Genomic DNA, 20,816 nt, shown 5'->3' with positions numbered 1-20,816 from the left:
CTTCGTGGTCTAGACCATGACCGGTCAATACGCCGTTCAGGTGCGCTCAGGAGGCCAGCTCGCCGTCGTCCTCGCCGGGCACCTCGAACTCGCCGACGCGCACGCCACGCCGGTAGAGCACCACGGCCGACTCGGCCCGGTCCCCGTCGGGCAGGACCAGCGCGGCGAACGTGCTCTCGCCGCCCATCCTGACGAACTCGTATTCGCGCACGACACCCTCCTCGGTTTTCCCCCGATCACCACTGTGACCAGCGATTCGGCCCCCGACAAGCGAATTTCCGGCAAAGAGTTCCACCCGGTGACCATCTGGCGGTAACCCGCGCCCGGTACAGTCGGCCCCGTTGAGGGCTTGTCGTATCCCGGTGGCCGAACCGGTTTCGTCTTCGGCAACTGCACCTGGGAGCGCCGGCCATGCCGACCTCACTCGAAACCCCGCCCACGCTCGGCGACTACGCCGCGTTGTCGAAGCTGGTCCGCGGCGCCGGCCTGCTCGAGCGGCGCCGCGGTTACTACCTGGTGAAGATGACGCTCACGCTGCTGGCGATGGCCGGTGCCTGGGTGGCGTTCGCGCTGATCGGTGACTCCTGGTGGCAGCTGCTGGTGGCCGCGTTCCTGGCGCTGGTGTTCGCGCAGCTGGCGTTCATCGGCCACGACGCCGGGCACAAGCAGATCTTCCGGAAGGGCAAGCCGAACACCTTCGTCGGCAGGCTGCACGGCGGGCTGATCGGGATGAGCTACGGCTGGTGGAACAAGGGGCACAACCAGCACCACGCCAACCCGAACCACGAGCACGACGACCCCGACGTGAACATCGACGCGCTCGCCTTCACCGAGGGCCAGGCGCGGCTGAAGACCGGGTTCACCCGGTGGATGGCCAAGTACCAGGCGTACCTGTTCTTCCCGCTGCTCCTGCTCGAAGGCCTCAACCTGCACGCGGCCAGCGTGCGCGCGGTGTGGAAGGGCGAGGTCCGGTCGCGCTGGATCGACGGCGCGCTGCTCGCGGTGCACTTCGTGCTGTACCTCGGTGCGGTGTTCCTGGTGCTCTCGCCGGGCATCGCGGTGGTGTTCCTGGTGGTGCACCAAGGGCTGTGGGGCGTGTACATGGGGTGCTCGTTCGCGCCGAACCACAAGGGCATGCCGACCCCCACCGAGGAGGACTCGAAGGACTTCCTGCGCAAGCAGGTGCTCACCTCGCGCAACGTGCGCGGCGGGTTCTGGGTGGACCTGGCGCTGGGCGGGCTGAACTACCAGATCGAGCACCACCTGTTCCCGCACATGCCGCGGCCGAACCTGCGCCACGCGCAGCCGATCGTGCGGCAGTTCTGCGCCGAGCGGGGCATCCCGTACGCCCAGTGCGGCCTGCTGCGCTCGTACCGGTACGTGCTGGAGCACCTGCACGAGGTGGGCGCCCCGCTGCGCGCGGCCCGCGCCTGAGTGACCCCGCGGCCCGGCCGCCGCTCCCACCTGGCCTGCCGAGACCGGCTTGGTGCTCGAGACCGGCTTGGTGCTGTGAATGTGGCTTTCACTGCGGATTCCGCAGTGAAAGCCACATTCACAGCATGGCCTGGCCCCCTGGGGCGGTGCGCCGGCGGCATGCCCGGCTCAGGGGGCTCGAAGCGCGCCGGTCGTGGTTTTGACGGGGGCGGGTGGTAGGCAGTGGGGGTCAGCCGCCACTCGCACCCCTAGGATCGCCCCATGACCGCATCCGGACTTTCCGTGAGCGAACCGGCCGAGGTACTGCGGCGGGTCTTCGGCTACGACTCGTTCCGCGGGCAGCAGCAGGAGATCATCGAGCAGGTCACCGGCGGCGGTGACGCACTGGTCCTGATGCCGACCGGCGGCGGCAAGTCGCTGTGCTACCAGATCCCCGCCCTGGTCCGCGACGGCGTCGGCGTGGTCATCTCGCCGTTGATCGCGCTCATGCAGGACCAGGTCGACGCGCTGCGCGCGCTGGGCGTGCGCGCCGGCTTCCTCAACTCGACCCAGGACTTCGAGGAGCGCCGCCTGGTCGAGGCCGAGTTCGTCGCCGGTGAGCTGGACCTGCTCTACCTCGCCCCGGAGCGGCTCAAGGTCGAGTCCACGGTCAACCTGCTCAACCGCGGCAAGATCTCCCTGTTCGCCATCGACGAGGCGCACTGCGTCGCCCAGTGGGGCCACGACTTCCGCCCCGACTACCTCAACCTCTCCCAGCTGCACGAGCGCTGGCCCGACGTGCCCCGCATCGCGCTGACCGCCACCGCCACCGAGGCCACCCACCACGAGATCGCCACCCGGCTGAACCTCGGCGAGGCCCGGCACTTCGTGGCCAGCTTCGACCGCCCGAACATCCAGTACCGCATCGCGCCGAAGAACGAGCCGAAGCGCCAGCTGCTGGAGCTGCTGCGCACCGAGCACGCCGGTGAGGCGGGCATCGTCTACTGCCTGTCCCGCAACTCGGTGGAGAAGACCGCCGAGTTCCTTTCCGCCAACGGTTTCCGCGCCGTCCCCTACCACGCCGGGCTGGACGCGCGCACCCGCGCCGAGCACCAGTCGCGCTTCCTGCGCGAGGAGGGCCTGATCGTGGTCGCCACGATCGCCTTCGGCATGGGCATCGACAAACCCGACGTGCGCTTCGTCGCCCACCTCGACCTGCCCAAGTCCGTCGAGGGCTACTACCAGGAGACCGGCCGCGCGGGCCGCGACGGCCAGCCCTCGACCGCCTGGCTGGCCTACGGCCTGCAGGACGTGGTCCAGCAGCGCAAGATGATCGACACCTCCGAGGGCGACGACGCACACCGCCGCCGCCTCGGCAGCCACCTCGACGCGATGCTGGCGCTGTGCGAAACCGTCGAGTGCCGCCGCGTGCAGCTGCTCGCCTACTTCGGTCAGAAGAGCGACCCCTGCGGCAACTGCGACACCTGCCTCACCCCGCCGGAGTCCTGGGACGGCACGGTGCCCGCGCAGAAACTGCTGTCCACTGTGTACCGGTTGCAGACCGAGCGGCGGCAGAAGTTCGGCGCCGGCCAGCTGATCGACATCCTGCTCGGCAAGAAGACCGCCAAGGTCATCCAGCACGACCACGACTCGCTGACCGTGTTCGGCATCGGCACCGAGCTGTCCGAGGGCGAATGGCGCGGCGTGGTGCGGCAGTTGCTGGCGCAGCGCCTGCTCGCGGTCGAGGGCGACTACGGCACGCTGGTGCTCACCGAGGAGAGCGGCGAGGTCCTTGGCCGCCGCCGCGAGGTGCGCCTGCGCCGCGAGCCGGAGCGCGTGGCCAAGGCCGCGAAGGTGGCGAAGGCCAAGCGCGAGCAGGCCGACCTGCCCGCCGAGGCCAAGCCGGTGTTCGAGCTGCTGCGGTCTTGGCGGGCAGCCACCGCGAAGGAACAGGGCATGCCCGCCTACGTCATCTTCCACGACAAGACGCTGCAGGAGATCGCCACCTCGATGCCGGCCAGCCTGGAGCAGCTCGGCCAGGTCAACGGCGTCGGCGAGAGCAAGCTGGCCAAGTACGGCCAGCAGATCCTCGACGCGCTCAGCGAAGCGTGACCGCGTAGAGCTCCACCCGCGGGTCGTCCGGCAGGGTCATCGAGCGCACGGTCTTCGCCGGGTCCAGCGGCAGGGACTGGGCGAACAGGCGCACCGGTGGCCCGTCGACGCCCTGGCCCGCCTTGATCCGGTGCGGCAGCTCCAGTGCGACCGTGGTCCCGTCGGGAGCCGAGCCCGCCCAGTCCCCGACGGTCACCGGCAGTTCGACGCCAGTCCCGTCGGTGTACTGCACGATGACCGCGACGGTCACCGGTCCGTTGTGCGACGCGGAAACCAGCCGCAGCGACTCGTGCGAACCGGCCGGCAGCAACACGCCCTGGCCCCGCGCCTCCACGAAGTTCGCCGCCGTGCCCGTGGGATCCGGTGCGGCGTAACGGGTTCCGGCCCAGTCGACCGGACCGGCCGCGGGCAGCAACGCGGCGTCGTAGCTCCAGCCCGAGCCGTCGAAGTTGCCTTCGCCGGGGACCGAGACCGAGGCCGTGCCGTCGTGGTTGACCTCCTTCGACAGGTCCACCGCGCACTGCCCGTCCGCCACGCTCGCGCAGGTGGTGCCCGGCCGCAGCGCCACGGTAGCCGTGCGGTTGACCGGTTCCGCACCACCGGCCGAGACCTCGATGGCCACCGGGTACTCCCCCTCCGGCGTCCCGGCCGGCACGGTCAGCGACAGCGAAACCGTTTGCTGCGTGGGAATCCGCCCGGACCGCAGGACGAACGGGGAAGCGGGCGACGCGGTCACCGCCCAGCCGTCCGGTGCCGTGGTCCGCACGGTCACCGGCAGTCCGACCGGCGCCTGCCCGAGCACGTCCAGCGCCAGTGCGGCCTGCTGCGGCCCGTCCCCCACCGGCGCGACGACGGTGGCCTGCCGCAGCGACGCGGCCAGGTGCGTGCGCTGGTCCGGGCGAGCCTTGTTCACCGACGGCGGTTCCGCGCCGGGCGCGGTGCCCCACGCCGACGGTTGCTCGCCGACCACGTGCGCCAGGTTCCCGCCGCGGGCGAGCGACTCCCAGCCGAGCCACGCCTTGTCCACCGGCGTGCCGTTGAGCGAAAGGCTCTGCACGTACCGGTTCGCGTCGCTCACCCCGGGCGCGGTCACCGTCAGCGTGCCGCCCTGCCGGTCCGCGAACTGTCCGATGTGGACCACCGCGGACTCGAACTGCGGACTGGACACGGCGAGGAAGTTCGCCCCGCTCATCGTCGGGTACAGCCCGAGCGAGGAGAACACGTACCACGCCGACATCGTGCCGAGGTCGTCGTTGCCGGTCATGCCGTCCGGCCCGGCGGTGAACAGCGTGTACGCCGCGCGCACCACGGTCGCCGTTTCGCCGGTGCCCCGGCCGAGGCGTAGACGTACGGCGCGAGCAGGTCGGGCTCGTTGTTCGGGTTGTAGGTCGGCTTGCCGTAGTAGTCGTACGGCTCGGTGATCCAGTCCTCGCGCGCGGTCCCGGCCGGATCGCTGAGCAGCTTGTCGTAGGCGAAGAACGCGTCGAGCCGCTTCTCCGTCTCCTGCCTGCCGCCCATCAGCGCGACCAGGCCGTTCGGGTCCTGCGGCGCGAGCCACTGGTACTGGTAGGCGCCGCCCTCGTGGAACTGGTGCCCGGCGTCGACCGGGTTGTACGGCGAGAGGAAGGTGCCGTCCTCGGTGCGCGGGCGGAACTGCCGGATCGAGGGGTCCCACAGGTTCCGGAACCACTGGCCGCGGTCGGCGAACATCGCCGCGTCCTCGTGGTGCCCGAGCGCCTCCGCCATCAGCGCCAGTGACGCGTCGGCGGCCGCGTACTCCATGGTCGCCGAGGCCGGGTGCTTGCAGTCGTTGTCCCCGCCCTGGTGCGCGCAGTCCACGCCCAACTCCAGGCCCGACGGGATGTATCCCCGCTCGGCGTAGTACTCCTGCCCCGACCTGCCGTTGTACGCCGATTCGGCGGGCGGCAGGCTGGTGGCGTTCTGCTTGAGCAGCGCGTACGTCTCCGCCTCGTGCCCGGCCAGCAGTCCCTTCGACCACGCCTCGACCAGGAACGGGGTGACCGGGTCGCCGGTCATGATGTTGGTTTCGCTGTTGGCCAGCGCCCAGCGCGGCAGCCAGCCGCCGTCACGGCCCGCCGCCACCACCGACAGCGCCACGTCCCTGGCCACCTGCGGGCGCAGGAGCTCCAGGAGCTGGTTCTGCGGGCGGTAGGTGTCCCACAGCGAGAAGTTCTGGTACGGGGTGTAGCCGGTCGCGGTGTGCACCTGGCGGTCGAACCCGGCGTACCGGCCGTCCACGTCACCGGCCAGGTTCGGGTGCAGCAGCGAGTGGTAGAGCGAGGTGTAGAACGCGGTTTGTCGTTCTGGCGCGCCGCCGTCGATCTTGATCGAGCCGAGCTGCGTGGCCCAGGTGTCGCGCAGGTTCGCCCTGGTGGCGTCGAAGTCGTAGGAGTCGCCGGTCTCGGCCGCCAGGTTCTTCCGCGCGCCGTCCACGCCGGTGTAGGACAAGCCGACCTTGACCACCACGTCGCGGTCCTCGGTGGCGTCGAAGGTGAGCCAGGCACCGTTGCCGCCGGTGCCCGCGGCGTCGCGGGAGCCCGGGCTCTTCGCCGACTCGCGCCAGGTGCCGAACGAGCTGAACGGGCGGTCGAAGCTGGCGGTGAAGTAGACGGTGTGGTCGTCGCGCCCGGCGCAGAAGCCGCCCGCGCGGACCCGGCCCTCGACCGTGCGGTCGCCGACCACGTGCACCTCGGAGTCGTGCACGCTCTGGTTGGCCTTGCCGGTGTTGAACAGCAGGTTCGCCTCGCCGGTGGCCGGGAAGGTGTGGCGCTGCCAGCCGGTGCGCTCGGTGGCGGTGAGCTCCGCGTCGACGCCGTAGGTGGACAGGCCGACCCGGTAGTAGCCGGGCTCGGCTTCTTCGTCGTCGTGGGAGTACTTCGAGCGGTACTCGTCCGGGTTCACCGAGCCGATCGCGCCGGTGGTCGGCATGATCGGCAGCTCACCGGCCACCCCGCAGCCGACGCCGGAGAGGTGGGTCTGGCTGAAGCCGTGGATCGCGTCCTGCTGGTAGTCGTACCCGCCCTGGCCGCCGGTGTCCGGGCTGAGCTGGACCATGCCGAACGGCGCGCTCGCGCCGGGAAAGGTGTTGCCGAAGTTCTGCGTGCCGATGAACGGGTTGACCAGGGAGACCGGGTCCTCCTGCGCGGCCGCGGGCCCGGCGGCCAGCAGGGTGCCCGCGGCCAGTGCGCCGGCGAGGGCGGCGGGCGCGATCCGACGGAACATGGCAGGCCTCCCTGGCTGACATCGTTGTCGGAACCAATCACGGCGGCCGAAGGGCTGTCAATCTTCCTGTCCGGTCCGGACATCGGCCACTGTGGACGGCGGGCCGTAGCGGAACGCCCGCACGCGGTAGGTCGCCGCCTTCTCCTCCGGCAGGGTGATCAGCCCGGCCGAGGTGACGTCCGGCTCGAACACCGCGGCCACCCGGTAGTCGCCGGTGGTCCGCAGTTCCAGCAGGTAGCCCTCCTCGTCGGTGGCGTGGTCGGTCCAGGTGAACCGGATCCCGTTGGCGTGCTCGACCACCGCGCGGAAGTCGGTGGGCGCGGCTTCGGCCGACCGCACCGGGTGCTGGGTCGCCGGGTCGCCCGGGGTGACCACCGGTACCGCCCAATCGTGGTTCAGCGCTTGGGTCGCTTCGTCGAATTCACCCGGTGGGAGCACGACTTCGGTCGTGGCTGAAACCGGACCGGCGTAGGGGCGCAGGCGGTACTGGAAATGCGTGTGCGGAATGAGGTCGGGGTGCGTGTACCGCGTTTGGGCGGGCGGCATGAACTGCAGGACGGTGTAGTCCCCGCCGGTGGCGAATTCCAGGACCCGGCCCGCCGCACCGGGTTCGGCGGGCGGCCAGTCGAGCACGACGTCGTCGGAACCGACGAGCGTGGCACGCAGGGTGGGCTCGGGAGCTTCGGCGGAGCACCCCGCGAGCAGCAGCGCGGACAGCAGGAACAGGGTTCTGCGCATGGGAAAGACCTCGGGAAGCAGGAAGGCGGGAGGGGAGGGTCGGTGGTCACCGGGCAGGACAGGAGGCCGCCACGGCGCATCGCCGGGCAGGACGGGAGGCCACCCCGGCGGCGCACCCGGCAGGGCGGGAAGCCACCCCGGCGGCGCACCCGGCAGGGCGGGAAGCCACCCCGGCGGCGCACCCGGCAGGGCGGAGGCCGCCCCCGGCGTTTCACCGGGGGCGGCGGGTGGTCACCTGCGCCAGAACTTGATCCCGCTCCACACCACGGTCGCCGGGCCAGCGCCGCTGTTCGTGCGGTACGCGCCGAACTTGTCGTAGAAGCTGCCGCCCGGGCTGGACACGGTGTGCTTCAGCGAGCCGTTGACGTAGGTCTTGTGGTTGTTCCCCGGCTGGTGCACGGTGTTGACCCGCACCGTGGTGCCCACGGTCGCGCCGGTCGCCACGGTGTCCCCGCCGTGCACCGCGTAGAGCCGGCCACCGCGTTCCACCGCCAGCATGAAGAACGGCCCGCTCGGGTCCTGGAAGGTCTGCTTCAGGCTGATCCGGGTGCCGCCGAGGCTGCTGATCCGGAAGCTGCCCTCGAACTGGCGGGTGCCGCCGGTGTAGGTGGCGTAGCGGCGTTCGGCGCGCTGGTCGCCGCTGCCGGTGGAGCAGGTGAGGGTGAAGGTCAGGTTGCTGATCTGCCCGCAGCCGCGTTCCTGTTCGGTGAACGAGGGCGAGTACGAGGTCCAGCCACCGCCGTCGACCTGGGCGGTGGCCGCCGGCACGAACACGGTGGACAGCAGTGCGCAGAGCGAAGCGATCCCCGCCAGGGCGCGTTTCCTCGGCATGAGCGACTTCCAATCAGACGGGGCGGCGGTCTGGTGGATGTCTGGCGGCGGGCTCAGCGTAGCCGAATAAATCGGAAGCGTCACCGGCTCGCGGTCGCTAGGTTCGGTAGCCATGGTGGGGACCTTCCTGGAGACCGAACGGCTGACGCTGCGCCGGATCACCGCGGCCGACGCGGACCTGCTCGTCGAGCTGGATTCCGATCCGGCGGTGATGCGTTACCTCACCGGCGGCGTGCCGACCTCGCGCGAGCGCGTGGAAACCCACTTCCTGCCGCGAATGCTGGCGCACGCCGAGCGCGGTCACGGCTACGGCTTCTTCCTCGCGCACGAGAAGGCGAGCGGGGAGTTCCTCGGCTGGTTCCACCTGCGCCCGGACCCCGACGGCCCGGCCGACGAGCCCGAGCTCGGTTACCGCCTGCGCCAGGCGGCCTGGGGCAAGGGTTACGCCACCGAGGGTTCGCTCGCGCTGGTCGAGAAGGCGTTCACCGAACTGGGCGCGAAGCGGGTCTTCGCCACCACCATGGCGGTCAACTCCGGCTCGCGGCGGGTGATGGAGAAGGCCGGGCTGCGGTACGCGCGCACCTTCTTCGCCGACTGGGCGGACCCGATCGAGGGCTCGGAGCACGGTGAGGTCGAGTACTCGGTGGACCGGTCCGAATGGCGGAAGTAGGCCCCGGCACCCCGGACTGCCGCAGCGCCGCGCGGTACCTCTGGTGGCTGGTGCGCAGCCAGCCGTGGCGCGCGGCGCGCGGGTCGCTCTACGGCAGCGTGTGGATGGTCAGCACGATGCTGCCGCCGTACCTCAGCTCCCGGGCGATCGACAACGGCCTGCGCACCGGCGACTTCGCCGCGCTGGCGGGGTGGACCGGCGCGGTGCTGGCGGCGGCGCTGTTCAACGCGCTGCTCGGGCTGATGCGCCACCGCACGATGACCTTCGTGCGGGTCGACGCCGCGCTGCGCACGGTGCGGGTGGTGGTGCGGCACGTGGCCCGGCTCGGTGCCACGCTGTCACGCCGGGTGTCCTCCGGCGAAGTCGCGCACATCGGCGCGGCCGACATCAGCACCATCTCCGAATGCCTGACGCTGGTCGGGCCCGGGGTGGGCGCGGTGTTCGCCTTCCTCGCGGTTTCCCTGCTCCTGCTGGACGTCTCGGCGGTGCTCGCGCTGGTGGTGCTGATCGGCGTGCCCTTGCTCGCGTTCGCCATCGTGCCGTTGCTGAAACGCTTGCAGCGCAACGAATCCGGGTACCGCGAACGGCAGGGCGAGCTGACCTCGCAAATCGGGGACATCGTCGGCGGGCTGCGGGTGCTGCGCGGGATCGGTGGCAGTGAGCAGTTTTCGCGGCGGTTCCACACTTCGTCGCGGCTGCTGCGCGAGGACGGTTACCGCGTCGGCCGGGTGACCAGCTGGGTCAAGGCGCTGACCACCGGCATGCCGGTGGTGTTCCTCGCGGTGATCACCTGGCTGACCGCGCGGATGACCGCCGCCGGCGAGATCACCATCGGCGAGATGGTGGCCGTCTACGGGTACGTGGCGGCGCTGGTGATCCCGATGTTCTTCCTGATCGAGGGCAGTGACCAGCTGGCGCGCGGACTGGTCGCGGCCCGCCGGGTCACCGCGTTGCTGCGGATCGAACCGGAGCAGACCGGCGGCGACCGGCCCGGCCCGGACGGTCCGGCGAACCTGGCCGACCCGGACTCCGGTCTGGTGGTCCCGCCGGGCGTGCTGCTGGCCGTGGTGTCGGGGGCGCCCGCCGACTCGGCCGCCGTGCTCGACCGACTCGGGCGGTACACCGATTCGGCGGTCACCTGGGACGAGGTGGCGCTTTCCGGCATCCGGCTCGAGGAGGTCCGCGAGCGCATCCTGCTCGCGCGCAACGAGGAACACCTGTTCGCCGGACCGGTGCGCGAGGCGATCGCCACGCGGGCCGAGCACGACGACGCGGCGATCACCGCGGCGGTGCGCGCGGCCGCCGCCGAGGACGTGGTCGCCGGGTTGCCGGACGGGCTCGACTCGCTGCTGGAAGCCCGCGGGGCCAACCTTTCCGGCGGGCAGCGGCAGCGGTTGCGGCTGGCCAGGGCGTTGCTGGCCGAACCGGAGGTGCTGCTGCTGGTCGAACCGGCGTCCGCGGTGGACGCGCCGACCGAGGCGTTGATCGCCGCGCGGCTGCGGGAGTTCCGCGCCGGGCGGACCACGGTGGTGGCCACCACCTCGCCGCTGCAGGCCGGGCGGGCGGACCTGGTCGCGTTCCTGGTCGAGGGCCGGGTGGTGGCGACCGGGACGCACGCGAGCCTGCTGGAGTCCGAACCGCGGTACCGCGCCCTGGTCTACCGCGGTGCCGAAGAGGAGGTGGCGCGATGAGCCTGCCGGTGGCGGGTGCGCCCGAGGTCCGGCGGGCGACCTGGCAGCTGATCAGGGCCGACCGCCGCGCGCTGGTGGTGGTGCTGGGGTTGAACGCGCTGGCGGCGCTGGCCGGGCTGGCCGCGCCGTGGCTGGTCGGGCGGATCGTCGACCGGGTCAGCGACGGCACCGCCACGGTGTCCACTGTGGATGGTCTGGCGGCGGCGATCATCGGGTGCGCGCTGGCGCAGGTGCTGCTGACCCGGTTCGCCCGCAACGCCGGGCACCGGCTCGGCGAGCGGACGCTGGCGCGGCTGCGCGAGGACTTCGTCGACGACACGCTGTCGCTGCCCGCTCCGGTGGTCGAGCGGACCGGGACCGGCGACCTGATGGCCAGGGGCGCGGCGGACGTGTCGACGGTGGGCGTCACCCTGCGCGACGCGGCGCCGACGCTGTTCATCTCCTCGGTGCAGCTGACCTTCGTCTTCGCCGCGTTGTTCGTGCTCGACCCGTTGTTCGGCGTGTGCTCGATGGTCGGGTTGCCGCTGATCCTGGTGATCAGCCGGTGGTACCTGCGGCGGGCCAGGGACGCCTACCTCCACGAAGGACAGACGCTCTCGGAGATGTCGGACAGCCTGGTCGAAACCGCGGAGGGCGCGCGCACGGTCGAGGCGTTCGGCTTGGGGGAACGGCAGATCGCGGCCACCGACGCCCGGGTGCGCCGCGCGTACGCGGCCCGTCGGCGGACGTTGTTCCTGCGTTCGGTGCTGTACCCGGTGGTGGACTTCGTCTACGCGCTGCCCGCCGCGGTGCTGCTGCTGGCCGGTGGCGTGTTCGTGGCGAACGACCTGGTCACCCTGGGCGCGGCGGTCTCGGCGGTGCTGTACGCGTGGCAGCTGACCGAGCCGATGGACTTCCTGCTGGACTGGCTGGACCAGTTGCAGCGCAGCGGCGCGTCGTTCGCGCGCTTGAAGGGCGTGGCGAAGGCGGTGCCGGACCGGGTGCCGACCACTGAGGTGCCGGTGGACGACCAGCTGGTGGTCCGCGACGTGCGGTACGCCTACGGTGCTTCCGGGGACGTCCTGCACGGGGTCGACCTGTCGGTGCGGCCGGGTGAGCGGCTGGCGCTGGTCGGGCCGTCCGGGGCCGGGAAGTCCACTTTGGGCAGGCTGCTGGCCGGGCTGGCGGCGCCGGGTTCGGGCTCGGTGACCGTGGGCGGGGTGCCGGTGGCGGACCTGGCGCCGGAGGTGCTGCGGGAGCGGGTGGTGCTGGTGACCCAGGAGCACCACGTTTTCCTCGGGACCGTCCGGGACAACCTGACCATCGCCGCCCCCGGTGCCTCGGACGCGGAGCTGCTGGCGGCGCTGGAGGTGGTGGACGCCGACTGGGTGCGCTCGCTGGAGTCCGGTTTGGACACCAGGGACGTGCGGCTGGACGCGCCGCAGGCGCAGCAGCTGGCACTGGCGCGGGTGGTGCTGGCCGACCCGCACACGGTGGTGCTCGACGAGGCGACGGCCCTGCTGGACCCGCGGACCGCGCGGCACGTGGAACGCTCGGTCGCCGCGGTGCTCGAAGGGCGCACGGTGGTCGCCATCGCGCACCGGCTGCACACCGCGCACGATGCCGACCGGATCGCCGTGGTCGACGGCGGGCGGATCACCGAACTCGGCACGCACGCCTCCCTGGTCGATGCCGGGGGCACGTACTCCGCCCTGTGGCACTCCTGGCACGGAGACCGTTAGTCGATCAGGGGGTGGATGGAGGCGGCCGCGGCGAGTGCTCGGTGGGCGGCCAGTTCCGCGGTATCGCCGTGCACCAGGACGAGGCCTGTGCACGCACGTTGGTCCGGCAAGGCGGTGATCGTGTCGCCGGCCGCCGCGGTCGGGTACCACTCCGGGTCGCCGGGGTACGCGGACAGCGCGTCCAAGCCGGACCAGCCGCGTAAGCGTCCCGGTCGCGCGGGGTAGATGAGGCTGAACGCCACCGCCGGGCCTCCCGGCACCGGGGAGTCCAGCAGCGCCGGGCGCGCCCCCAGCGCCATCTGCACCATCGCCTCGTAGACGTTGGTGCCCAGCGAACGGCACAGCGCCTCACCGACGAGCGCGCCCCCGATGCGCGCGTTGATCTCGACCAGCTCGGGTCCCGCGCCGGTCAGGACGAACTCCACGTGCGCGAAGCCCCGCTCGTGCCCGGCCACGGCCAGCACCTCCGCCACCCAGGCCCGCAGCACCTCGCTGTCCTTGTCCCCGAACGCGACCGGGAAGGCCGCCGACTCCTCCCGGAACCGGAACTCCCGCGACAGCTGGCGGCTCGACACGCCGAGCAGCCGCGTCTGCCCGGCCCAGGTGAGCGTTTCCGCGCTGTACACCGGCCCGGCCAGGAACGGCTCCGCGATCAGCCGTCCCTTCAACGGCCCCGCCGACGACAGCACCGCCCGCAACTCCTCAGCCGAATGCACCAGCGACACGTCCCGCGAGGACGTGCCCGCCGAATCCTTGACCACCAACGGGAAGTCCGTCAACGCGGCCGAAGCGTCGACGGCGGTCCCCCGGCTCAAGCCCCGCGCGTGCAGGAGTTGCCGCACCCGGGCCTTGTCCCGGAGCGTTCGCACGGCTTCGACCGGCGGGCCCGGCAGGCCGAAGTCGGCGGCCAGCCGGGCGCCCGGGATGGCCCAGGTGTCGGTCGAGCTGATCAGGCCCGCCAGGTCGGATACCCGGGAAAGTGCCGTGGTGCAAGCGTTTGCGTCGAAGGTGTCGACGTCGACCACCTCGACCGGTGACGACCGGAGCTCGTGCCGGTAGATCGACCGGTCACCGGTGAACAACACCAGGCGCCGGCCCAGCGAAGCAGCCGCGTCGGCGAGGCGGCCCAGCCCGAACGACAACGCCTCCAGCAGTACGACGGTCATCGGCCCACCCGGTACGCCCGCCGCGCCCAGTCCATTGTGGACCAGGGCAGGGTCAGCTCGGCCAGCGAAGCCACCTCGACCGGGAAGAGCAGGTCCGGGTCGAGCGCGTCCTGGTGCCGCGAGAACACCTTGTCGACATAGCGATGCCCGGTGTCCGCGCCGATCACCAGGAACATCCGCTCCGGCTCGGCCCGGGCCTCCCACCGCGCGGCCAGGTAGGCCGCCCCGGTGGACAGCCCGGCGAACACCGCGTGCTCCCGCAGCAGGCCGACCGCCCCGGCCATGGCGTACCGGAAGTCCACCCAGTGCAGCCGGTCGTACAGCGTGTGGCGCACGTTGCCGAACGGGATGGAACTGCCGATCCCGGCGATGATCGCCTCCGGATCGGACAGCCGCTCACTGCCGAAGCTCACACTGCCGAACGGCTCGATCCCGGTCAGCCGCACGTCCCGGTCACCCTGCCGCACATTCCGGCCTCGCCCGTCCCCATCTCGGCCTCGCCCATCCCCATCCCGGTGCCGCACGCCCCCGTCCCGGCCCCGCACGTCCCGGCCTCGCCCGCCCCTGTCCCGGTCCCGCACGTCCCGGTCCCGTTGTCGCAGCGATTGCACCAGGCCGCCGGTCGACGCACCGGTGCCGACCGCGCCGACCACCGTCAGCGGCCCGGACGGCAGCGCCCGTTCCGCGATCTCGGCGAGTTCGGCGTACCCCGCGTAGTGCACCTCGTCGTGGTACTGCCGCATCCAGTGCATGTCCGGGCGCTCGGCCAGCAGCGCCCGCACCCGCCGCACGCGGCGTTCCTGGTCCAGCTGCAGGCTCGCCGACGGCGGCATCTGGTCCACCGTGGCGCCGAGCACCTCCAGCTGCGCGCGGATCGTCGCGTCCACGGTGGTCGACGCGACGATGTGGCAGCGCAGCCCGTAGCGGTGGCAGGCCATCGCCAGCGCGAGCGCGTAGATCCCGCTGGAGGAGTCGATCAGCGTCTGGCCCGGCCGCACCATCCCACTGTCCAAAAGCGACCGCACCGCCCCGAGCGCGGCGTAGACCTTCATCGTCTCGAACCGGGCGAGCACCACGTTCGGCGCCAGCCGGATCAGGCTCGGGTCCTTGATCGCGTCGGTGACGTGCTCGTGCACCCCGGTCAGCACCGCGGTCTCCGGTGTGTGCGTCATCGGCCGACGGACCGCAGGTAACGCGCCAGGTTCTCGGCGCCGTCGATGTTGCGCGGGCCGCTGACCAGCTCCCCGATCGACATCACGTAGAACCGGTTCTCCTGGACCGCGGGCGAGTTCTTCAAGCCCTCGAACGACTTCACGAAGTCGATCTTCTGCTGGGCCGGTTGGTCGCCGTAGTCGACCACCACGATCACCTCGGGCTGGGCCTGCACCACCGGCTCCCAGCCGACCGAGCCCCAGCCGTCGGCCAGCTCGCCGAAGACGTTGCGCCCGCCCGCCGCGGCGATGAGATCGGTGGGCGCGGCGTGCTTGCCCGCGGTGTACGGCTGGTCGGTGCCCGAGTCGTAGACGAACACCCTGGCGGGCTCCACCCCGGCGGGCACGCCCTTGCGCACCGCGTCGAGCCGGCCGCGCAACTGCCCGACCAGTTCGTTCGCCCGCGCCTCGACCTGGAAGATCTTGCCCAGGTTCGCCAGATCGGCGAACAACGCCTCGATCGGGGACACATCGGCCTTGGCGGCACCGTAGTCCCAGCAGGTCTCGGTGTGCAGGTAACTGCGGATGCCCAGCTGCTCCAGCAGTTTCGGGGTGATGCCGCGTTCCTCGCTGAACCCGGAGTTCCACCCGGCGAAGACGAAGTCGGCCTGCGCGTCGACCACGATCTCCCTGGTGATCCGCGCGGTGCCGAGCCGGGGCACCTTGGCGTAGTCGGCCTTGTACGCCGAGCCGTCGATGGACGGATCGGCCACCTTGTTCAGCACGTACCCGCGCATCCGGTCGGCGAGCCCGAGCGCGAACATCTTCTCCGTCCCGCTGATGTCGTAGGACACCGCGCGCTGCGGGACCGGGTAGGTGGCCTGCTCACCGCAGTTGGCCACGGTGGCCGACTGGCCGCCGGCCGGGGCGGGGGCGGGCTCGACCGTGGCCCCGCAGGCCGCCAGCAGCGGGAGCAGCGCCGCCAGCGCGGCCCATCGAGTACGCGTCTTCATGCGGTGTCTGTCCTTTCGGGACTTTCCGGGCCTTCGGGGTCGAGGTCGTACAGCAGCTGCGGGATCCCGGTACGCGGGTGGGTCACGACGCTGGCCCAGACGCCGAACACGTCGTGCACCAGAGCCGGGGTGAGCGTCTGGGCCGGGGAACCGCACGCCACCAGTTCGCCATCGCGCAGCACGGCGATGCGCTGGCACACCGCGGCGGCGAGGTTCAGGTCGTGCAGCGCGACCAGCACGGTCAGCCCGCACCCGGCCAGGAAGGTCAGCAGTTCCACCTGGTGACGCACGTCGAGGTGGTTGGTCGGCTCGTCGAGCACCAGCACGCTCGGCTCCTGCACCAGCGCCCTGGCCATCAGCACGCGCTGGCGTTCCCCACCGGACAGCGACAGCACGCTGCGCAACGCGAGATGCGTGATGTCCATGCGACGCAAGGCATCCCGGCACAGCTGGCGCTCGCGGGCGGTGAGCCGGGCGTTACCGCGCTGGTGCGGTGACCGCCCGAGGGCGACCACCTCCTCCACGGTGAAGTCCAGTTCCGCGCGGCTGTCCTGGGTGAGCGCGGCGATCGAGCGCGCGCTCTCGGCCAGCGGCACCCGGCTCAGGTCCTCGTCGTTGAGCAGCACCGCGCCGCCGGTCGGGCGCAGCGCGCGGTAGACGCAGCGCAACGCGGTCGACTTTCCGCTGCCGTTCGGCCCGACCAGGCCGACCACTTCGCCCTCACCGACGTCGAGGCGCAGCTCGCGGACCAGCGTCGCGCCCGCGATCTCGACCGAGACGTCCCGCAGCGAGAGCTTTGCCTGTCCCATCAGCGATCTCCGAACATGTAGCCGCGCCGGCGCATCAGCACGATGAACACCGGCACCCCGATCAACGCGGTGATCACGCCGATCGGCAGTTCCTCCGGCGCCACCACGACCCGGGCCAGCACGTCCACCCAGACCAGGAACACCGCCCCGGCCAGCGGCGCGATGGCGAGCACCCGGCGGTGGCTGGAGCCGACCACGATCCGGACCACGTGCGGCAGCACCAGCCCGACGAACGGGATCGCGCCGCTGACCGCCACCAGCAGCCCGGTCGCGCCCGCGGTGAGCAGGAACAGCCCTCGCCGCAACGCCGCCGCGTCCACCCCGAGGCTGGCCGCGGTCTCGTCGCCGAGCGAGAGGATGTCGAGCGGCCTGCTCTTGCGCAGCAGCACCACGATGGTGATCACCACGGCCACCGCCGCGATCGGCAGCGACTGCCAGCTGGCCGCGCCCAGGCTCCCGAGCAGCCAGAACAACACCGTCTGCGCGGCCTGGCTGTTCGGCGCGAGGAACACGATCATGCTCATGACGGCTTGGAAGGCGTAGGCGAGCGCGACCCCGGTCAGCACCAGGCGCAACGGCGTGAGCCCCAGCGCGCTGCGGGCGGCCAGGTAGACCAGCACGGTCGCGACCAGCGCGCCGAGGAAGGCCGCCACCGACATGGCCAGCACGCCGAGCGAGGCGAACACGCCGAACACCACGACCGCGGTGGCCCCGACCGACGCACCCGAGGAGATGCCGAGCACGAACGGTTCGGCCAAGGCGTTGCGCACCAGGGCCTGGAGCGCGACGCCGACCACCGCGAGCCCCGCGCCGACCACCACCGCGAGCAGCACGCGCGGCGTGCGCACGTCCCAGACGATCGAGTACCCGGTCAGCTCGGCCTGGCTGATCGAGCCACCGGTGAGCGCGGCACGCAGGTAGCGCAGCACCTCGTCGAGCGGGATCACGGTCGGGCCGAGCGCGATCCCGGCGAGCACGGAAACCACCAGCACCACCGAAAGCACGACGATGCCGCCGGTGAGCCCGCCCCTGGCCGGCGCGTCCGGCTCCGACGGTTCGGCGAGCAGGCGCCAGCGCGGCTCGCCGCGTACCTCAGTCCGCGCCTCAGTTCGCACGGCCACGCACGATCAGCCGCCGGGAGTGGTTGTCGTACGGGCTGCCGTCGAAGTCGCCGAAGCACTCGACCCAGGTGAACCCGGCCTGCTCGAACAACGCCCGCAGTTCGGCGGCGCTGTAGAGGAAGCTGGTGATGGTCGCGTGGCGCACGGTGTCCCCGGCCACGAGTGTCCATTCGGTACGGAGGCGGGTCCAGTCGTCGAGGATGGTGTCGCGCATGTACACCGTGCCCTCTTCGACGTCGACGGCCTGCGGGCGGCCGACCCAGCTCGCCAGGACCTCCTTGCCCAGCACGTCGACCAGCAGCGAGCCACCGCGGTCGAGGCTGGCGTGGGCGTTGCGCAGCACGCGCAGGTTGTCGGCGGGATCGTCGAAGTAGCCGAACGAGGTGTACAGGTTGAGCACCACGTCGAAGCCGCGTTCCTCGGTGAACTCCAGCATGTCGGCCTGGACCAGGCGGACCTCGACCCCGGCGTCCCGGCAGGCTTCGCGGGCCCGCGCCAGCATGACCTCGCTCAGGTCCACCCCGGTGACCCGGTCGCCGCGCTGGGCCAGCGGCACCAGGTGGATCGCCGGTCCGCAGCACAGGTCGAGCACCCTGGCCCCGGTGGGGAAGGCCAGCAACGGCGATTTGGCGACGAGCTCGGCGGCTTCGGCAGCCCTGCGCCGGGAGAACATCGCCCCGGCGAACCCGGCCCACAGGTCGTCATCGTCGTACCAGGCCATGCACCCCGTCCTTCACTTCGTCAGCCGTTCGAAGTGGAGGTCGTCGGCGCGGGGCGTTCAGTTCCCGGGCCACCCGGATGGAGCAGTCACACCGGCAGGCCGTCGCGCAGCCGGGTCACCGCAGTGACGATCGCGCCCGCCTGCACGCCGGCCAGCCGGTGCGGGGGCACGAGCGTGCCCGGTGCGCGTTCGGCGACCTCGGCGCACCAGCGCTCGAAGACCGGGGTCAGCGTCGCGCGCGCGGCCTCGATCTCCGGTGACGCCGGTTCGTCGGCGAACAACCGCAGCAGCATCCCGGCGCACCGCAAGCGGATCACGCTCGGCCACACCTGCCCGCCGGCGAAGCGGAACCAGCGCAGCGAATCGGTGATCGCGTGCTCGAACGGGCTGCGCCCGCTCAACCGCACCGGCCGCAGCAGTTCGGTGAAGAACTCGAGGTCCTGGCCGTAGTCACCGTCCGGGTGGGACTCACCGCGGTCGACCCACAGCGGGAGTTCGCTGATCAGCACGGAACTGCCGTAGCGCGCGGAGTAGTCGCGTGTGCTGCCACCGGTGAGCAACGGGCCGCCCATCGCTTCGGCGAGCGTGCCGAACGACGGCATCTCGAACACCGCGGGCGCGAGTGCGCGGGCACCCGGCGCGTCGGGTTCGCCGCGGTCCAGCGGGATCCCGGCTTCGTCGAGCAGTGCGGTCAGCGCGGCGTAGTAGGTGGCGTCGCCGCGGCCGGAGACGTAGAAGAAGCCGCCGCCGAAGTCGGCGTTGTGCAGGGAGGCGATCAGCTGCGGGCGGGTGGCGTCGATCAGCTTCATCAGCGCCCTGGTCTCCGGGATGGGCGTGCCGACGGTCCGGCCGCGCCACTGGACCGGGAAGGTCCACTCGACCTGCTCGGCGCTCGGCGGCCGGTAGAAGTTGCGGGCCACGTGGTCGCGGGTGAGCGGGCCGTCGAACCAGCCCTCGTTCAACCGGGTGCCGTCGGGATCGGCACAGGGGACGAAGTGCCAGGTAGCGTCGAGGGCGTCGCGGAGCTCGGTGTCCTGGGCGAGCACGCGGATCAGCTGCCGGATGGTGAGCAGGCCGATCGGCTCGTTGGGGTGCGGGCTGCCGATCACCACCACCTGCCGCGCGCCGTCCCCGACCCGGACGTGGTGGATCGGATCGCCCAGCTTCGAGTGCCCCAGCATGGCCACCGAGACCGTGCCGGGGTGCTTCTCGGCGATCTCGGCGGTGAACCGGTGCATCCGGTCGACCGTGGGAAAACCGGTGGCCTGCTCCATCGACGCGGTGATCCGGGCGACCTCGTCCACGACACACCCTCCGGATTGATAATTTGATTACTATAATAATCAGATTACCATCACGAACGTGAAACGGACCGTGCTCAAGGCGCGCAATCGCGAAGCCCTGATCGACGCCTGTCTCGCCGAGGTCGCCGCGCGCGGCTACCGCGACGCCCGGCTGGAGGACATCGCCGACCGCGCCGAGCTGAGCACCGGCGCGATCTACTCGATCTTCGGCAGCAAGCGGAACCTGCTGGCCGCCTCGATGGACCAGCTCGCCGAGGAACTGGCCGCCGAGCTGGACGCGCTCGCCGACCCGGAGCTGCCGGTGGCCGACGTGCTGCGCGGCGCGGCCGGGGTCTGGATGCGGATGGCCGCGAGCAAGGGCGCGCGCGACCGGTTCGCGTTCGAACTGGAGGCCACCGCGGCGGCGTTGCGCGAACCCGAGGCCGGGGAACCGATCCCGGTGCGGCGCCTGCGGGAACTGCTCACCGGACGCAGGCTGGGCCGCGGCCGGACCACCGGTGAGCAGGCGCGGCGGCTGAGCCTGGCCGCGCACGCCCTGCTCAGCGGACTGGCCCAGCGCGCGTTGCTGGACCCGGCCTCGGTGTCCACAACGGAAGCTGAGGACGCCGCCGCGGCGCTGGCCCACCTGGTCGGCTAGTAGCTTGGAGGGATGGCGGGAGAGTTGCTCTCGGTGGAGCAGGTGGCCGAGCGGTTGGGGCTGCACGTGCGGACCGTGCGCAACTACGTCCGCGACGGGCGGCTCAAGGCGGTGCGCATCGGGAAGCAGTACCGCATCGCGCGCGAGGACCTGGAGGAGCTGACCGGCAAACCGGCGGTGAGCGGGACGCGCCGGGTCGAGGTGTCCAGCATCGTGCAGGTCGACGCGGTGGACGCGGCGACCGCCCAGCGGCTCACCACGTTGCTGATGAGCGCGGCGAACAGCGCCCGCGACGACGACGGCACGCCGCTGCGGGTCGACACCGTCTACCACGAGGAACGCGGCTCGATGAAGGTGGTGGTGCTGGGCAGTGTCGCCGCGACCACCGAGGTACTCCGCCTGATCGAGGCGATCACCGACTGAGCGGTGGCGCCGAGTGGTGTGAATGTGGCTTTCACAGCGGATTCGGCGGTGA

The 20,816-nt window shown here is 71.6% G+C and carries 17 protein-coding genes and 1 pseudogene; 7 read left to right on the top strand and 11 right to left on the bottom strand.

The window, feature by feature from the left end; translation table 11 throughout:
- Positions 1 to 46: 46 nt before the first annotated feature.
- Complete coding sequence (locus JYK18_RS24275) at positions 47 to 211, bottom strand: hypothetical protein (RefSeq protein WP_206805041.1); 165 nt, start codon at positions 209 to 211, stop codon at positions 47 to 49.
- A gap of 200 nt (positions 212 to 411) precedes the next feature.
- Between JYK18_RS24275 and JYK18_RS24270 the strand changes: the two genes are divergently transcribed.
- Positions 412 to 1,434 carry an acyl-CoA desaturase gene (locus tag JYK18_RS24270; RefSeq protein WP_206805040.1) on the top strand — a complete coding sequence of 341 codons (1,023 nt, stop codon included), beginning with the start codon at positions 412 to 414 and terminating at the stop codon, positions 1,432 to 1,434.
- Positions 1,435 to 1,695: 261 nt separating this feature from the next.
- Positions 1,696 to 3,525, top strand: a complete 1,830-nt coding sequence (recQ, locus tag JYK18_RS24265; protein WP_206805038.1) for a DNA helicase RecQ — start codon at positions 1,696 to 1,698, stop codon at positions 3,523 to 3,525.
- Here the strand turns inward: recQ and JYK18_RS24260 are convergent.
- The 3 genes and pseudogenes from JYK18_RS24260 to JYK18_RS24250 all read right to left on the bottom strand — a co-directional run bounded on the left by JYK18_RS24260 (position 3,512) and on the right by JYK18_RS24250 (position 8,337).
- A pseudogene (locus JYK18_RS24260) lies at positions 3,512 to 6,768 on the bottom strand (GH92 family glycosyl hydrolase). The gene recQ and the pseudogene JYK18_RS24260 sit on opposite strands and share 14 nt — an antisense overlap.
- A 57-nt stretch (positions 6,769 to 6,825) precedes the next feature.
- Positions 6,826 to 7,506: a fibronectin type III domain-containing protein gene (locus JYK18_RS24255; RefSeq protein WP_206805036.1), complete on the bottom strand. Its 681-nt coding sequence runs from the start codon at positions 7,504 to 7,506 to the stop codon at positions 6,826 to 6,828.
- 231 nt (positions 7,507 to 7,737) lie between these two features.
- Entirely contained in the window at positions 7,738 to 8,337 is a 600-nt protein-coding gene (locus JYK18_RS24250) for a hypothetical protein (RefSeq protein ID WP_206805034.1), read from the bottom strand.
- Positions 8,338 to 8,449: 112 nt separating this feature from the next.
- Between JYK18_RS24250 and JYK18_RS24245 the strand changes: the two genes are divergently transcribed.
- The 3 genes from JYK18_RS24245 to JYK18_RS24235 are packed head-to-tail and all read left to right on the top strand — an operon-like array spanning position 8,450 to position 12,419.
- Positions 8,450 to 9,007: a GNAT family N-acetyltransferase gene (locus JYK18_RS24245; RefSeq protein WP_242582033.1), complete on the top strand. Its 558-nt coding sequence runs from the start codon at positions 8,450 to 8,452 to the stop codon at positions 9,005 to 9,007.
- Positions 8,995 to 10,698: an ABC transporter ATP-binding protein gene (locus tag JYK18_RS24240; RefSeq protein WP_206805032.1), complete on the top strand. Its 1,704-nt coding sequence runs from the start codon at positions 8,995 to 8,997 to the stop codon at positions 10,696 to 10,698. Before JYK18_RS24245 ends, JYK18_RS24240 begins: the two co-directional genes overlap by 13 nt.
- Positions 10,695 to 12,419 carry an ABC transporter ATP-binding protein gene (locus tag JYK18_RS24235; protein ID WP_206805030.1) on the top strand — a complete coding sequence of 575 codons (1,725 nt, stop codon included), beginning with the start codon at positions 10,695 to 10,697 and terminating at the stop codon, positions 12,417 to 12,419. Before JYK18_RS24240 ends, JYK18_RS24235 begins: the two co-directional genes overlap by 4 nt.
- Here the strand turns inward: JYK18_RS24235 and JYK18_RS24230 are convergent.
- From JYK18_RS24230 to JYK18_RS24200, 7 genes are all read right to left on the bottom strand, one after another.
- Entirely contained in the window at positions 12,416 to 13,585 is a 1,170-nt protein-coding gene (locus tag JYK18_RS24230) for an ATP-grasp domain-containing protein (protein WP_206805021.1), read from the bottom strand. The genes JYK18_RS24235 and JYK18_RS24230 overlap by 4 nt on opposite strands.
- A complete protein-coding gene (locus JYK18_RS46860; RefSeq protein WP_242582031.1) occupies positions 13,582 to 14,757 on the bottom strand; it encodes a pyridoxal-phosphate dependent enzyme in 1,176 nt (391 codons plus the stop codon). Before JYK18_RS46860 ends, JYK18_RS24230 begins: the two co-directional genes overlap by 4 nt.
- The gene (locus JYK18_RS24220; protein ID WP_206805019.1) at positions 14,754 to 15,749 is read right to left on the bottom strand and encodes an ABC transporter substrate-binding protein; all 996 of its coding nucleotides are present in this window, start codon (positions 15,747 to 15,749) and stop codon (positions 14,754 to 14,756) included. The genes JYK18_RS46860 and JYK18_RS24220 overlap by 4 nt, the downstream gene beginning before the upstream one ends.
- A complete protein-coding gene (locus JYK18_RS24215) occupies positions 15,746 to 16,558 on the bottom strand; it encodes an ABC transporter ATP-binding protein (protein WP_206805017.1) in 813 nt (270 codons plus the stop codon). The genes JYK18_RS24220 and JYK18_RS24215 overlap by 4 nt, the downstream gene beginning before the upstream one ends.
- The gene (locus JYK18_RS24210) at positions 16,558 to 17,625 is read right to left on the bottom strand and encodes an iron ABC transporter permease (protein WP_206808091.1); all 1,068 of its coding nucleotides are present in this window, start codon (positions 17,623 to 17,625) and stop codon (positions 16,558 to 16,560) included. The genes JYK18_RS24215 and JYK18_RS24210 overlap by 1 nt, the downstream gene beginning before the upstream one ends.
- A gap of 37 nt (positions 17,626 to 17,662) precedes the next feature.
- A complete protein-coding gene (locus JYK18_RS24205; RefSeq protein WP_206805015.1) occupies positions 17,663 to 18,400 on the bottom strand; it encodes a class I SAM-dependent methyltransferase in 738 nt (245 codons plus the stop codon).
- 86 nt (positions 18,401 to 18,486) lie between these two features.
- Positions 18,487 to 19,704 (bottom strand): M14 family zinc carboxypeptidase, encoded by a 1,218-nt coding sequence (locus tag JYK18_RS24200; RefSeq protein WP_206805013.1) that lies wholly within the window; start codon positions 19,702 to 19,704, stop codon positions 18,487 to 18,489.
- A gap of 58 nt (positions 19,705 to 19,762) precedes the next feature.
- Between JYK18_RS24200 and JYK18_RS24195 the strand changes: the two genes are divergently transcribed.
- Positions 19,763 to 20,341 carry a TetR/AcrR family transcriptional regulator gene (locus JYK18_RS24195; RefSeq protein ID WP_206805011.1) on the top strand — a complete coding sequence of 193 codons (579 nt, stop codon included), beginning with the start codon at positions 19,763 to 19,765 and terminating at the stop codon, positions 20,339 to 20,341.
- A gap of 12 nt (positions 20,342 to 20,353) precedes the next feature.
- Positions 20,354 to 20,764, top strand: a complete 411-nt coding sequence (locus tag JYK18_RS24190) for a helix-turn-helix domain-containing protein (protein ID WP_206805009.1) — start codon at positions 20,354 to 20,356, stop codon at positions 20,762 to 20,764.
- Positions 20,765 to 20,816 lie beyond the last annotated feature (52 nt).

Origin of the sequence: Amycolatopsis sp. 195334CR (assembly GCF_017309385.1) — a bacterium.
GTDB lineage: Bacteria > Actinomycetota > Actinomycetes > Mycobacteriales > Pseudonocardiaceae > Amycolatopsis.
The sequence above is the reverse complement of the archived record's forward strand: the minus strand, read 5'-3'. Positions and strand labels throughout refer to the sequence as shown.

Bases quoted from the DNA above. Each gene is read 5' to 3' on its own strand.
- JYK18_RS46860 (WP_242582031.1), bottom strand. From the start codon at position 14,757: ATGACGCACACACCGGAGACCGCGGTGCTGACCGGGGTGCACGAGCAC.
- JYK18_RS24240 (WP_206805032.1), top strand. From the start codon at position 8,995: ATGGCGGAAGTAGGCCCCGGCACCCCGGACTGCCGCAGCGCCGCGCGG.
- JYK18_RS24270 (WP_206805040.1), top strand. From the start codon at position 412: ATGCCGACCTCACTCGAAACCCCGCCCACGCTCGGCGACTACGCCGCG.
- JYK18_RS24255 (WP_206805036.1), bottom strand. From the start codon at position 7,506: ATGCGCAGAACCCTGTTCCTGCTGTCCGCGCTGCTGCTCGCGGGGTGC.
- JYK18_RS24190 (WP_206805009.1), top strand. From the start codon at position 20,354: ATGGCGGGAGAGTTGCTCTCGGTGGAGCAGGTGGCCGAGCGGTTGGGG.
- JYK18_RS24230 (WP_206805021.1), bottom strand. From the start codon at position 13,585: ATGACCGTCGTACTGCTGGAGGCGTTGTCGTTCGGGCTGGGCCGCCTC.
- JYK18_RS24245 (WP_242582033.1), top strand. From the start codon at position 8,450: ATGGTGGGGACCTTCCTGGAGACCGAACGGCTGACGCTGCGCCGGATC.
- JYK18_RS24215 (WP_206805017.1), bottom strand. From the start codon at position 16,558: ATGGGACAGGCAAAGCTCTCGCTGCGGGACGTCTCGGTCGAGATCGCG.
- JYK18_RS24205 (WP_206805015.1), bottom strand. From the start codon at position 18,400: ATGGCCTGGTACGACGATGACGACCTGTGGGCCGGGTTCGCCGGGGCG.
- JYK18_RS24220 (WP_206805019.1), bottom strand. From the start codon at position 15,749: ATGAAGACGCGTACTCGATGGGCCGCGCTGGCGGCGCTGCTCCCGCTG.
- recQ (WP_206805038.1), top strand. From the start codon at position 1,696: ATGACCGCATCCGGACTTTCCGTGAGCGAACCGGCCGAGGTACTGCGG.
- JYK18_RS24250 (WP_206805034.1), bottom strand. From the start codon at position 8,337: ATGCCGAGGAAACGCGCCCTGGCGGGGATCGCTTCGCTCTGCGCACTG.
- JYK18_RS24235 (WP_206805030.1), top strand. From the start codon at position 10,695: ATGAGCCTGCCGGTGGCGGGTGCGCCCGAGGTCCGGCGGGCGACCTGG.